A 12869-nucleotide genomic window follows, 5' to 3' on the forward strand; every position below is an offset into this window, starting at 1 on the left:
TAAACGCAATATGGACGTTCAAGGACTTAGTTGCGGATTTTAGGGTTAATAATAATTAACCCAATTGCCTTTTTTATGGTATCTTCGTTATAGTATTGATCACTATTTAATAAGGTAGACGAGAACCACATGACATCAACTGCCAATCGACACGACTTTGAAGGACAATTCCAAAGAGATTGCAGGCCAACAGACCATCGATTGCAGGGTGTTGAAAATGAGACGAATCACACAGGGGCTGACGTAAAAATACTTAACAATTATCGACAAATCACAACGTTGAATGAGAGGTTGAGCCAACCAAAAACTTCAAACGAAACATCGATCAACATTAAACGTTCGTTGAACCATAATTGATTCATAATTGAACGAACAATCAATTTACCCCCTCCTAACTCATTGATAATCAAGCATGGCTCCTATATATACTAATAATACTAATCATACTAATGATACTGATGATACTCATCATACTGATAATCCGACGACGATAGGACGGGAAACGTCGCCGTCGTCGTTTTTTTTAAGAAATAAAAATTTAGGACAAACGATGGAAACAGCATCGAGGACACGATGCCGCATGGTTCGCCACGCCTTTCCAACTTTTCTCGCTCCCCATTCTCCGGGCACCGCTACCCGCTGCACTTGTTCCCCACTCCCCTCTCTCCCAACACCGCTGCCCGCGGCACTGGTTCCCAACTCCCCATTCTCCCAACACCGCTACCCGCTGCACTCGTTCCCCGCTCCCCACTCCCCTGGTTCGAAATGCGAACGTCACGCCCATGCGACATCATTTTGCTCCCGCTAAGCCTAGTGCTGTCTTTTGGAAGGTACTTCAAAACAACCTAAATTTGCGGGCAAAAACAATGAACGGAATGAGAAAACAGAAAGAAAATGGCACACGGCTCCTGCATGGAAGGGCGAAAGTTGGTGAAACTAAAGCAAATCATAGTTGTGGTCAACGAGAGGCTTTTTAAAATAAAAAAATCGTGATGCCTTACACGCATTTGAAGTGATTCTGTAGATAATCTTATCAAAAAAATAACTATCTTTGTGTGATTTTAATCTCACTCCTCACTTTTTTTGAGAAGCTATACGCTAAAACCAACGATATGAGTAAAATGAACGTAAAACCAATGAAAGAATTGGCTGCCATGTTGCCACTGATGAAACAGTGGATGGAAGCCATGCACCAAGAGCCCGAACTATCTACCCAAGAGGTAAATACCGGCAAGTATGTTGCCGACCTGCTAAAAAATATGGGCTACGAGGTTCATGAGCATGTAGGAAAACATGGCATTGAAGGTGTGGTAGGCGTACTAAGTCATGGCGACGGAAAGAAGAAAATAGGCATTAGAGCCGACATGGATGCGCTCCCTATTAAGGAAATCAACAACCTGCCTTACAAGAGTAGGCACGACGGCATTTCTCATCTCTGCGGACACGACGGTCACAGTGCCATGGCACTTGGGGCAGCTAAGTATCTGGCAGATACAAAGCATTTCAATGGTACCGTTTACTTCTATTTTCAGCCGGCCGAAGAGACCATGCAGGGCGGTCCTTCGATGATTGACGATGGACTTTTCAAGAAGTTTAATGCCGATAGAATATATGCCATACACAATATTCCTGGGCTACCAAAGGGGGTACTGCATTTTCATGATGGAGAAACAATGTCGGCTGTAGATAATTGGGAGATACGCTTAATGGGGCGTGGTGGGCATGGCTCTATGCCCGAACTAAGCATTGACCCCGTCGTAGCTGGTGCCTCATTGGTGATGGCCCTACAAACGATTGTTGCACGCAACCTCTCTCCTTGGAATAATGGTGTGGTCACCATCGGCTCATTCCAAGCAGGTAACGCAGGAAACGTTATTCCAGACGAAGCTGTACTCAAGTTGTCTATGCGCAACATGCAGCCCGATGGGCGTAAGCTGGTGTTACAACGTATTCGTGAGATAACGGCCGCCCAAGCAGAATGCTTTGGGTGTAAATATGAAATAAAAGAGGGACAACCTGGAGCAGTGCTTGTCAATTCGCACGAAGAAACGGCTTTTGCTGCCGAAGTGGCACGCAAATATTTTGGAGAGGAAAATGTAGTGTACCCTTGTAAGCCAATGATGAGTAGTGAAGACTTTGCCTTTATGTTGCAAGAACGACCCGGAAGTTACATCATGTTGGGTAATGGTGAAACGCCTATGGTACACAATCCTAAGTACATCTTCGATCAGGAAATCCTCCCCATAGGTGCCTCGTTGTGGGTCGCCTTGTGTGAAGAATATCTAAAGTAGGAGATTCTCGTATTTTTAATTGAAGCGAGTGGGACTTCAGAAAACATGGTGCAGATTCAAAGTCTTATATATCATATAAATCTCTATGTACACAGATGCAGAAGGCCGCAAATATAAGAGTTACGAGGAATATGTAAATTCTCCCGATCTTGATTTGGATTTGATATACGCCAAGCTATGGAGCGGTGAACGAACTCCACAGAATAAGCGAGAGCGAGAAATAAAAAAGGAACTGGATGAAATGAAATCTCTTGGAATGAAATTAGAACTTAATTTTGAATAGACTGCTATGAACAATTTCGATGAACTTCGAGACAAGGCTATGCAGATTGCTACCGAAGTGCACAAAACACAAGTAGATAAGGGAGGGAAGCCATACATCGGACATCCGCTTCGTGTCGAGAAGTTATGCCAGGACGATGACAGTAAGATAGTGGCGCTTTTACACGATACGATAGAAGATGGAGATATCACCGCCGAATATCTGCTCACGCAGGGATTCCCGACATACATCGTGGACGCCGTTCTATCTGTCTCTCGAAATAAAGGCGAAGATTATTTTGACTTCATTCAGCGCAGCAAGGCTAATCCCATTGGTCGTATCGGGTGACGAGGTCGCGCACCACCTTACAGGTGTAGGCGCGCACCTCGGGGAGCCCGGGATTGAAGAGCTGTTGCTTGCCATATCGGACAAACCACTCCGGATGCTGCTTCGAGGGATGCCCCGGTGCGACGTAGGAAGAGATGTCGGCCACGGCGCGGTAGGGATTGATCCAGGCATGTAGCTCGATGAAGCGCTCATGGCAGATCTTTATCATAAAGGCAAGGGGATCCCAGAGCGGCTCCGGGGCTCGCCCCTGCTCACCCGTCAGAAATCGGCTCCACGGCTCATAGGGGGAGTAGTACCAGGCATCTACTTGCAAGAGATATAAATAGGTTTGAAAAACAAGGATATAAACTAGAAAAAATCAATGCGGTAGACATGTTCCCTCAGACAATGCACGTGGAGACGGTAGCTCTGTTGTCCAAACTAAATACAGAACATCATTTAGATATAGAAATAGGGGAAGATGAATTATCTGAAATTGACTTTTCAAAAGACGCAACTTATTGAGAAATTAAAAAGTATGTGTTAGATAAATACGGACTAAAAGTTTCAAGCCTATATATTGCACAAATAAAAAGGAAACATGGTCTAATAGAGAGAGAAAATTATAATTTTAGTAAGAAAGAAAATCAAAGAGTGCCAAATTGCCCAGAAGAAAAAGAAAAAGCAATCGAAGATGCTTTAGAGCATTTTGGAATGATTTAAATAATACCTAAGATTGAAAATTTTAAAATTAAGACTTAAAAACTTTAAGATTAAAAAGATATGTACTTCTTATATAACCTAAGAAGATTAATTGAAAATCAGGGGAACGATGATGGTAAAATAAAAAATTTTAACAACTAAAGAAGAATTAGGCATTATTGCCAAAGAGGTTTTTATGAAGTTAAAAATACTGAAAAAGACTTGTTAGAATTGAAAATTTTAGATCATTGTGCAGGGTTTCGTGTCATAATAGTGATAGAGGCAAATAGTTATGTAAATATAAAGAGTTCAAGACTTCTACCAAAGTTTAAAACTCAAAAAATAAATAGTTGGTGTGCTGCTTAGAGTAACGAAGTGTCCTGCTCAACGGTCATCCGTGAAATCAGGCGAAACTCCAAGCCAGACGGCACGTATGTGTGGAAGTATGCACAATCCAAGTGCGAAGCCCGCAAGCACGGCTTTAAAGGCAATCACCGCAAGCCTGAGGACTTATGGTGGCGTGTTGACCGCATGATAGAGGATGAGGACTGGTCTCCCAGCCAAATTGCAGGCGTGCTCAGACGTGAGGGTATTCACATCGTGAAGCAGACCATCTACAACCACGTCCATGCAGACACCACCGGAAAACTTGCTTCACATATGCCACATAGGCTCAAATACACAAAGAGGAGCAAGGCGTTGCGTCCTACGAAGGCTACCAATATCCCTAACCGTATAAGCATACACCAGAGACCAATGCAGGCTGACGGCACGCGCTTCGGAGACTGGGAACTGGACACTATCGTCGACTCGTACGGTCATGCCATTGTTACCTTAACGGAACGCTCGACTAACTACATTCTCATGGAAAGACTGCCGCAGGGACGGAAGGCGTTACCAACGGCAAAGACCGTGGCAAAATTGCTCTTTCCATATAGGGAATCACTGCTTACCATTACCACTGACAATGGATGTGAGTTTGCCGCACACGAGGAAATAACAAGGCGGCTCAGCATGAATGGAAGAAATCCGGTGGTGGTTTACTTCACCGATTCTTACTCCTCCTGGCAGAAAGGTGCTGTAGAGAACGCAAATAAACTCATTAGAAGGTACATACCAAAAAAGGCAAACTTCAACGATTTCTCTGACCGAAAAATAATGGAAATACAAAAGAAAATAAACAGAAGACCAAGAGAAAAATTAAATTTTGATACCCCTAAATACAAATTCTTCGAAAACTTTCCATAAATTTGCATTTGCTGTTGGACTCTACAAAATTGGTTTTACCTAGTTTAAAAAAGAAATTATAATGAAAATATGGAGGCTAAGAATATGAAGATTAATAATGAATGTTGTTGTGGATGCAAAACAGAAAAGCCGGATCAAATTAAAGACAATTGTCCTGTATGTAATAATGAAGGGATTTCCGTTAGTAAAGTAACTGTTGAACATCTAGTGGTAGATGATTATCGTAATGCTGTTAACGGAGATCAATATAAGATTTGCATGAACGAGGACTGCGACGTTGTTTACTATAACTTAGATAATGAAATAAAATTCTTGAAAGACCAAGTTAGAGTTCCTATCTGGTTTAAGAAAGATGCAGATCCTAAGTATGCTTGTTATTGTAGCGAAGTCACAGAAAATCAGGTAATTGAAGCAGTTGTAAAGCATGGCGCGAAATCCGTAAAAGAAGTAAATGCCATCACTGGGGCAATGAAAAATTCTAATTGTAAAGAAAACAATCCGTTGGGAGTTTGTTGTCATAAGATTATTCAGGAAGCTATCGATAAAGGCTTGAAAATGAAATAATTACAGTCGATATGTTCCTACAAACGAGAGCCAATCTTTGATATGTTTCCATCTACGAGCGTGGATATGTTCCCCATAACCATAGGGGTTGAGACTGTAGTATTGATGTCAAGAAAATAGAATAACAAGCTATAAAACTTATAAAATCAATGGCTTATAGGATTTTAAAAGAAATCAGTTTTATAATAAATTAAAAATCGTGTTGGTAGAAAAATCGTCTACTTCTACCAACACGATTTTACAAAGAGCCAGTACTTACATCTCTTTTTCTCCTGTAAAACTATTGTATATTGATACTTTAAGGAGTTTCAATCATTCGATCTGTTAACCGTTATTTTTTGGATCTAAACTTAATAAAATAGCATTAATGGCGACGATGACTGTTGACACAGACATTAGAATTGCTCCTAATGCAGGGCTTAATGTGATACCAATAGGAGCCAAAATTCCTGCAGCTAGAGGGATAGCTATAATGTTATAACCAGCTCCCCAAAAGAGATTTTGTTTCATTTTACGAGTTGTCTTGTGTGCTAATTCAATAAATGATTCAATATCTCCTGGATCAGATTGAGTCAAGATGACATCAGCTGAATCCAACGCCACTTGGGTTCCAGCGCCTACAGCTATACCAACATCTGCCAAGGCAAGAGAAGGAGCATCATTGACACCGTCACCTACCATGATAACTTTCTTTCCTTCTTCTTTAAGTGTTTTTACTAACTCATATTTGTCTTGTGGAGATTGATTTGATCTATATTCAATCTCTAAATCTTCTGCCGCTCCTTGAGCTGCTTTTTCATTATCACCTGTTGCCATAATTGGTTGAATATTGTTCTTTTTAAGAACTTTAATTAACTCTTTGCTCGTTGGTTTTAATTCATCCCCTAAAGCTACAGCACCAATAGCATCATCGTTTTCTACTAAGACACTGAGAGTTGCTCCTTTTGGAATATCCATATCCAGATTACGTCCGTAGGCTTTTTGGCTGATTAATTGGTAACTATGGCCCTTGGCTTTGCCTTCTACGCCAGCACCGGAAATCACATCAATTGAATCAAAAGATACTGGACTTATACCTTGCTGCTTAGCGAAGCTTATAATTGATTGAGCAATCGGGTGGCTAGATCCTCCTTCAATACCTGCCAGTAAGGCAATGATTTCCTCTTTATTATATTTGTTATTAAAAAGTTCAACGTCTAATACTTTAAACTCACCAGTTGTTAAAGTACCCGTTTTATCTAAAATCATCACATCTGCATCTTGAGCTATTTCTAAGGCTTGGCGGTCTTTTACTAGTAAGCCACGACTTGCCCCTAAGCTTGTGCTACGAGCGGTGACCAATGGAATAGCTAGACCCAAAGCGTGAGGACAAGCAATAACTAATGTAGTAGTTGTAAATATAACTGCCGTTGGCACATCTTCTATAACCATCCATGTTACAAAAGCAATTAGCGCGACAATAACAGCAATATAGAAGAGCCATCCTGCAACCTTTTGAGCAATATTTTCTACTCTGGAAGGCTGACTTTGAGCTTGGCTGATTAAATTCTGAACTTGAGATATAAAGGATTGATCACCTGTCTCATTCACTTTAATATAAAGAACCCCTTCTCCATTTGTTGAGCCTCCGATTACTTCATCGCCAGGGCCTTTTTTTACTGCTTTTGATTCTCCAGTCAAAAGAGCTTCATTTACACGTGATTCGCCACGCTCGATAATCCCGTCTGCTGGCACATTTTCTCCGGCTTGAACACGAATTAAATCACCTACCTTTAAGTCAGCAACTGGTCGTGTTTCTATTGAATCGTCATCTAATACTACATGAGCATCTTTTGGTACTAGCTTAGCCAGTTCTTCTTGTGCATCTCCTGCTTCTCCAATAGCTTTCATCTCAATCCAGTGACCTAATAACATGATTAATAGTAATGAAGCAAATTCAAAGAAAAAATCCATAATTTGTACACCTGTTACGTAGCTTGCTATTACAGTATAAATACTATATAAATATGAAACACTTAAACCTAAAGAAACGAGAGCCATCATTCCAGGTTCTTTTTGTTTAAATTCGTCAACTGCCCCTTGATAGAATGGACGTCCACCATAAATAATTAATATAGTAGATAAAATAGCTACTACAATATCAGAATATGGAAAAGCAAACTGGAATGGTAGTTCAAACCCAGCCATAGGTGATAAGAGCATAATAATGATTCCTAGTGGCAATGACTTTAAGAAAAGTTCCTTAAAGTTACCGTGATGATGGTGGTCATGCCCACCGTGCCCGCTGTGATCATGCCCAGCATGATGTTCTTGATGTTGATCCTTATAGTCTCCATGTTCTTCCGTGCTTACGTGCTCATGTTTTGAATGATCCATGTCGCCATGATTATGGTGACTGTGGGATAAATGTTTGTTGTTATTGTTCATTTTAAATTCCTCCTTATTCTTAATGATGATGTAAATGACATTTGCATTGTCTATGCGATTCCTGAAAAAAGTACACAGTTGATTGAATATTACTGGGACTGTATACCGGTCATTGGATTAAGACCTGAGAGTGTACACACCCGAAACGGGTTAGGTGCCAACTCATATACAAAGGTACATATATTCTCTCGTTTGGCAAAATCCGACTTTGCACAGAAACGATCTGTGGCGTCCCTTTCGGAGTTCGGCTAATTCGCATTTTTTCCGAATAAGGCAAAATATGAGTAAATAATTAGTTACTTACCAAAAAAAATACTATCTTTATATATCCTATAAATCTCTATGTATATAGATGCAGAAGGCCGCAAATATAAGAGTTACGAGGAATATGTAAATTCTCCAGATCTTGATTTGGATTTGATATACGCCAAGCTGTGGAGTGGTGAACGAACGCCACAGAATAAGCAAGAGAAAGAAATTAAAAAGGAACTGGATGAAATGAAATCTCTTGGAATGAAATTAGAACTTAATTTTGAATAGACTGTTATGACAAATTTCAATGAACTTCGAGACAAGGCTATGCAAATTGCTACCAAAGTGCACAAAACACAAGTAGATAAGGGAGGGAAGCCATACATAGGACATCCGCTTCGTGTTGAGAAGTTATGCCAGGACGATGACAGTAAGATAGTGGCGCTTTTACACGATACGATAGAAGATGGAGATATCACCGCCGAATATCTGCTCACGCAGGGATTTCCGACATACATCGTTGACGCCGTTCTATCTGTCTCTCGAAACAAAGGCGAAGATTATTTTGACTTCATTCAGCGCAGCAAGGCAAATCCCATTGGTCGTAGGGTGAAGATAGCTGACCTCAAAGACAACATGGACATCACGAGGCTGAATGAGCTTACAGACAACGATATTGAAAGGTTAAAAAAGTACCTTCAAGCCTATAAGATGTTGGAAGAGGAATAAAGGCGGTTGTAACCATATCATGCTCAAAATCTTATAACGAACATAGATCCCAGAAACATATAACGGGCTGTAAGCCCATAAGCTCATAGCCCAAGGTATCGCCTTGGGTAAGCGAGAGAGTAGTTGTACGCCCTACAGGGGCAAAAGCATTAGGGAAAGCAAGCGTAACAATATGATAATCACATGCTTTTTCCCTTACAGGGCGCAGCCACCCCAACGCATCCCAACCTCAGGGCGTTGCCCTGGGCTATAAGCTTATGGGCTTACAGCCCGTGGCTACCACATATCGCTATCCAACGCTACCTTGTAGGGTATACGCCTTGCCACCTATTTACCCTGTTGTGATGAAACGGGAAGCTAAACTTCTCCTCTTTGCAACGGAATGAAGCGGATGACCTGAACAAGATAATAAACGCCAACCATCAAATTCATTTTTTTCGTTTATTTCGTTGTTGATTTTATCTGCGCTGTTTACAACAACAAAATACATCATTTTTAAATGAAAGAGCCGTGTGAAATACAGAATAAAATGGGTGTAAATGTTTCGTATATTAGAAACTTTTTCTATCTTTGCATGAATAAAGAAACTTCGTATGAGGAACAAACCAAAAGTCATATATCTGGAAGATGCGCTGGATTTTATTGAGAGTCTACCAACATCGGCAGGAGACAAACTACTCGAAATCGTCAAACGTATTGAGGGTGGCGAAAAAAATTCCAAGCTGTTCAAAAAACTGGATAACAGCGACATTTGGGAGTTCAGAAGTCTTTACAACAAGATTACTTATCGACTGTTTGCCTTTTGGGACACGAAAGAAGAAACGTTGGTGATAGCAACGCATGGCATCATCAAAAAGACACAGAAGACGCCACCAAAAGAAATTGTTAAGGCAGAAAAAATTAGGCTGGAGTATTTCAAGGATAAAGGAGAAAAGATATGAAACAGGTAGGAAAATTCAAGACGTACACTTCTGATGAAGTTCTTGATCGGCACTTCGGAAAGATAGGCACGCCAAGACGTGATGAGTTCGAACAAAGAGTGGCAGCGTCGATTCATGCCTATAAGTTAGGCGAAGCCATCAAGAAAGCCAGGATTGAACAAAACCTCACCCAAGAGGAATTGGGTGAGCGCATCGGGGTGAAGCGCGCTCAGATTTCAAGGCTGGAAAAAGGTTACAGTATCAGCATTCCAACCATGAGCAGGGTGTTCAAGGCTCTTGGCGTGCCAACAGCCTCAATTGATTTAGGGAAAATAGGCAAGGTTGCGCTTTGGTAAGATGGCGGTTTGTTCGTAAATGCTTATCTTTGCAGCATGATTTACCCAACCAACTTTGAAAGCAAGATTGGCTTTGACAAGATACGCGAACTGCTGAAGGCGCGCTGCCTCTCCACGCTGGGCAAGGAGCAGGTGGACGCTCTGGCGTTCTGCACCGACCCCGCTATTATCGGCGCATGGCTCGACCAGACGCGGGAGATGAGGCGCATACAGCAGGAGGACGACAACTTTCCACTGCAATATTTCTTCGACATGCGACAGGCCATCGCCCGCATTCGACTGGAGAACACGCACTTGGAGGAAGACGAGCTGTTTGACCTGCGCCGCTCGCTGGAGACCATCATCGCCATTGTGCGCTTTCTGGCCCAGACCGAAGGCGACGATGACGATGACGCACAAGGCGAAAGACAAGTCAAGAGGGATGGCGAGGGGGATGACGATGACAGCCGCCCCACCCGCTACCGCTACCCTGCCCTGCAAGAACTGACGCGCGGCGTGGTGGTGTTTCCGCAGCTGTTGCGGCGCATCGACCAGATTCTTGACAAGTTGGGACACATCCGTGACAACGCCTCACCGGCCTTGGCACAGATACGCAGCGAACTAAGACGCACCGAGGGCAGCATCTCGCACACGCTGGCCAGCATCCTGCGCGCCGCCCAGAGCGAGGGCGTGGTTGATAAAGACGTGGCCCCCACCCTGCGCGACGGTCGTTTGGTCATCCCCGTGGCACCGGGACTGAAACGCAAAATCAAGGGCATCGTACACGACGAGTCGGCCACGGGACGCACCGTGTTTATCGAACCCACCGAGGTGGTGGAGGCCAACAACCGCATCAGGGAGCTGGAGAGCGAGGAGCGCAAAGAGGTGATTCGCATTCTCTCCGAGGTGACGCGTGAGGTGCGGCCGCACGTCAAAGAGCTGCTGGCGGCCTACGGCATGCTGGCCAAGATTGACTTGGTGCGCGCCAAGGCCGAGTTGGCCAAACTCATCAAGGCCATCGAGCCGCAACTACAGTCACAGCCGTACATCGACTGGATTGGTGCCACGCACCCACTGCTGCGCCTGTCGTTGGAGAAACAGGGCAAACAGGTGGTGCCGCTCGACATTATTCTCACGCCCCAGAAGCGCATGCTCATCATCTCGGGACCCAATGCCGGCGGCAAGTCGGTATGCCTCAAGACCGTGGGACTGCTGCAATACATGCTGCAATGCGGACTGAGCATCCCCGTTGGCGAACGCTCAAAGGCGGGCATCTTCGAACACCTGATGATCGACATCGGTGACGAACAGAGCATTGAGAACGACCTGAGCACCTACTCGAGCCACCTGCTCAACATGAAGAACATGATGAAGACGGCCAATCCCGGCACCCTGTTGCTCATCGACGAGTTCGGCACCGGCACCGAGCCACAGATAGGTGGCGCCATTGCCGAGGCGGTACTGGAGCAGTTTTGCGACAAACAGGCATGGGGCGTCATCACCACCCACTACCAGAACCTGAAACATTACGCCGACGCTCACCCCGGTGTGGTAAACGGTGCCATGCTCTACGACCGCCACGAGATGCAGGCCTTGTTTAAGTTGGCCATCGGACAGCCGGGCAGCAGCTTTGCCATCGAGATAGCCCGCAAGACGGGCATCCCCGAAACGGTGATCAGCAAGGCCAGCGACATCGTGGGGACCGACTACATACAAAGCGACAAATACCTCCAGGACATCGTGCGCGACAAGCGCTACTGGGAGAACAAGCGGCAGACCATCCACCAGCGCGAGAAGGACATGGAGAAGACCATCGCACGCTACGAGAACGACATTCGTGAGGTGGAGCAAGAACGCAAGCTCATCATCAAGCGCGCCAAAGAGCAGGCCGACGAACTGTTCAGGCAGAGCAACAAGCGCATTGAGAACGCCATACGCGAGATACGCGAACAACAGGCTGAGAAAGAGGCCACGCGGCGCATACGAGAAGATTTGAAGGTGTTTGAGCAGGGCATCAAGGCCGACTATTCCCAAGCACCCAACGGCACCATGAGCGATGAGCAGTTTGCCAAGAAGGTGGAGCAGATAAGGCTTCGCAAGGAGCGCAAGGAGAAGCGCAAGGCCGAGAAAGCCAAACAGCAACAGAAGCGACAAGAAGAGGTGCGACAGGCTGCCGACCGCCATCAACAGCGAAAAACCATCGCACCGGGCGACCGGGTACGCATCATCGGGCTTACCACCATCGGCACCGTTGAGCAGGTGGAGGGCGACAATGCCACCGTAATCTTCGGCGACATGCGCACCAAGATGCGCGCCGGTAGGTTGGAACACGTCATTGAACAAACCACGCAACCTACGTTGGAAGAACGACTGGGGGCCGTGAAGATAAGTAAAAAAACACGCGACACCATCGACGAGCACCGCAAGAACTTTCACCAAGACCTGGACGTGCGCGGCATGCGGGGCGACGAGGCCCTGAACGCTGTGCAGTATTTCATCGACGACGCCATCCTCATGGGCATGGATCGGGTGCGCATCCTCCACGGAAAAGGCAACGGCATCCTGCGCCAACTCATCCGCGACTACCTCTCGGGCATCCCCAACGTAACCGGTTACCGTGACGAGCATGTGCAGTTTGGCGGCGCGGGCATTACGGTGGTGGAACTGTAAAGACTGGTTCTATAAATTACCGCCGCATAAAGTCATTAAATTTTTATGAAATACGTTTTGTTATCTTTTGGCTTCTTTTTATATAAAACAGGCTGCGCCTCAACAATTCAAACAAGTTTGATTATATTCGGCTTGCTCCGTT

At 44.6% G+C, this 12869-nt stretch carries 13 protein-coding genes and 1 pseudogene; 11 read left to right on the top strand and 3 right to left on the bottom strand.

Annotated elements, in window-relative coordinates; all coding sequences use genetic code 11:
- Positions 1–538: 538 nt before the first annotated feature.
- On the bottom strand, positions 539–778 hold the full coding sequence (locus HMPREF0650_RS13180) for a hypothetical protein (RefSeq protein ID WP_155813644.1): 240 nt from the start codon (positions 776–778) through the stop codon (positions 539–541).
- Between the two features lie 343 nt (positions 779–1121).
- Between HMPREF0650_RS13180 and HMPREF0650_RS11255 the strand changes: the two genes are divergently transcribed.
- From HMPREF0650_RS11255 to HMPREF0650_RS11265, 3 genes are all read left to right on the top strand, one after another.
- Positions 1122–2291: a M20 aminoacylase family protein gene (locus HMPREF0650_RS11255; protein WP_040563295.1), complete on the top strand. Its 1170-nt coding sequence runs from the start codon at positions 1122–1124 to the stop codon at positions 2289–2291.
- A gap of 85 nt (positions 2292–2376) precedes the next feature.
- Positions 2377–2574 carry a hypothetical protein gene (locus HMPREF0650_RS11260; protein WP_004350908.1) on the top strand — a complete coding sequence of 66 codons (198 nt, stop codon included), beginning with the start codon at positions 2377–2379 and terminating at the stop codon, positions 2572–2574.
- Between the two features lie 6 nt (positions 2575–2580).
- Complete coding sequence (locus tag HMPREF0650_RS11265) at positions 2581–2901, top strand: HD domain-containing protein (protein WP_004350909.1); 321 nt, start codon at positions 2581–2583, stop codon at positions 2899–2901.
- Here HMPREF0650_RS11265 and HMPREF0650_RS11270 read toward each other — a convergent pair.
- The gene (locus tag HMPREF0650_RS11270) at positions 2876–3214 is read right to left on the bottom strand and encodes a glycoside hydrolase family 10-like protein (RefSeq protein ID WP_004350910.1); all 339 of its coding nucleotides are present in this window, start codon (positions 3212–3214) and stop codon (positions 2876–2878) included. The genes HMPREF0650_RS11265 and HMPREF0650_RS11270 overlap by 26 nt on opposite strands.
- Before the next feature lie 206 nt (positions 3215–3420).
- Between HMPREF0650_RS11270 and HMPREF0650_RS13380 the strand changes: the two genes are divergently transcribed.
- The 3 genes and pseudogenes from HMPREF0650_RS13380 to HMPREF0650_RS11285 all read left to right on the top strand — a co-directional run bounded on the left by HMPREF0650_RS13380 (position 3421) and on the right by HMPREF0650_RS11285 (position 5394).
- Positions 3421–3603: a hypothetical protein gene (locus HMPREF0650_RS13380; RefSeq protein ID WP_004350913.1), complete on the top strand. Its 183-nt coding sequence runs from the start codon at positions 3421–3423 to the stop codon at positions 3601–3603.
- 351 nt (positions 3604–3954) lie between these two features.
- Positions 3955–4830, top strand: a pseudogene (locus HMPREF0650_RS11280) (IS30 family transposase); the annotation flags it as partial.
- An 84-nt stretch (positions 4831–4914) separates the two neighbouring features.
- Positions 4915–5394: a Csac_0668 family 2Fe-2S cluster-binding (seleno)protein gene (locus HMPREF0650_RS11285; protein WP_000700631.1), complete on the top strand. Its 480-nt coding sequence runs from the start codon at positions 4915–4917 to the stop codon at positions 5392–5394.
- A 324-nt stretch (positions 5395–5718) separates the two neighbouring features.
- On the opposite strand, the gene HMPREF0650_RS11290 is transcribed toward HMPREF0650_RS11285, so the two are convergent.
- Entirely contained in the window at positions 5719–7821 is a 2103-nt protein-coding gene (locus HMPREF0650_RS11290) for a heavy metal translocating P-type ATPase (protein ID WP_004350916.1), read from the bottom strand.
- 342 nt (positions 7822–8163) lie between these two features.
- On the opposite strand from HMPREF0650_RS11290, the gene HMPREF0650_RS11295 reads away from it, so the two are divergent.
- From HMPREF0650_RS11295 to HMPREF0650_RS11315, 5 genes are all read left to right on the top strand, one after another.
- Positions 8164–8361, top strand: coding sequence for a hypothetical protein (locus HMPREF0650_RS11295; protein WP_040563297.1), 198 nt, complete (start codon positions 8164–8166; stop codon positions 8359–8361).
- Between the two features lie 6 nt (positions 8362–8367).
- On the top strand, positions 8368–8802 hold the full coding sequence (locus HMPREF0650_RS11300; RefSeq protein ID WP_004350918.1) for an HD domain-containing protein: 435 nt from the start codon (positions 8368–8370) through the stop codon (positions 8800–8802).
- A 593-nt stretch (positions 8803–9395) separates the two neighbouring features.
- Positions 9396–9743, top strand: coding sequence for a type II toxin-antitoxin system RelE/ParE family toxin (locus HMPREF0650_RS11305; RefSeq protein ID WP_004350920.1), 348 nt, complete (start codon positions 9396–9398; stop codon positions 9741–9743).
- A complete protein-coding gene (locus HMPREF0650_RS11310) occupies positions 9740–10078 on the top strand; it encodes a helix-turn-helix transcriptional regulator (protein ID WP_004350921.1) in 339 nt (112 codons plus the stop codon). The genes HMPREF0650_RS11305 and HMPREF0650_RS11310 overlap by 4 nt, the downstream gene beginning before the upstream one ends.
- A 36-nt stretch (positions 10079–10114) precedes the next feature.
- Complete coding sequence (locus tag HMPREF0650_RS11315) at positions 10115–12727, top strand: endonuclease MutS2 (protein WP_040563300.1); 2613 nt, start codon at positions 10115–10117, stop codon at positions 12725–12727.
- Positions 12728–12869 lie beyond the last annotated feature (142 nt).

Origin of the sequence: Hoylesella buccalis ATCC 35310 (assembly GCF_000177075.1) — a bacterium.
In the GTDB taxonomy this organism is placed as follows: domain Bacteria; phylum Bacteroidota; class Bacteroidia; order Bacteroidales; family Bacteroidaceae; genus Prevotella; species Prevotella buccalis.

Coding starts and splice junctions, on each gene's coding strand:
- HMPREF0650_RS11255 (WP_040563295.1), top strand. CDS start 1,122: ATGAACGTAAAACCAATGAAAGAATTGGCTGCCATGTTGCCACTGATG.
- HMPREF0650_RS11260 (WP_004350908.1), top strand. CDS start 2,377: ATGTACACAGATGCAGAAGGCCGCAAATATAAGAGTTACGAGGAATAT.
- HMPREF0650_RS11265 (WP_004350909.1), top strand. CDS start 2,581: ATGAACAATTTCGATGAACTTCGAGACAAGGCTATGCAGATTGCTACC.
- HMPREF0650_RS11285 (WP_000700631.1), top strand. CDS start 4,915: ATGAAGATTAATAATGAATGTTGTTGTGGATGCAAAACAGAAAAGCCG.
- HMPREF0650_RS11290 (WP_004350916.1), bottom strand. CDS start 7,821: ATGAACAATAACAACAAACATTTATCCCACAGTCACCATAATCATGGC.
- HMPREF0650_RS11295 (WP_040563297.1), top strand. CDS start 8,164: ATGTATATAGATGCAGAAGGCCGCAAATATAAGAGTTACGAGGAATAT.
- HMPREF0650_RS11300 (WP_004350918.1), top strand. CDS start 8,368: ATGACAAATTTCAATGAACTTCGAGACAAGGCTATGCAAATTGCTACC.
- HMPREF0650_RS11305 (WP_004350920.1), top strand. CDS start 9,396: ATGAGGAACAAACCAAAAGTCATATATCTGGAAGATGCGCTGGATTTT.
- HMPREF0650_RS11310 (WP_004350921.1), top strand. CDS start 9,740: ATGAAACAGGTAGGAAAATTCAAGACGTACACTTCTGATGAAGTTCTT.
- HMPREF0650_RS11315 (WP_040563300.1), top strand. CDS start 10,115: ATGATTTACCCAACCAACTTTGAAAGCAAGATTGGCTTTGACAAGATA.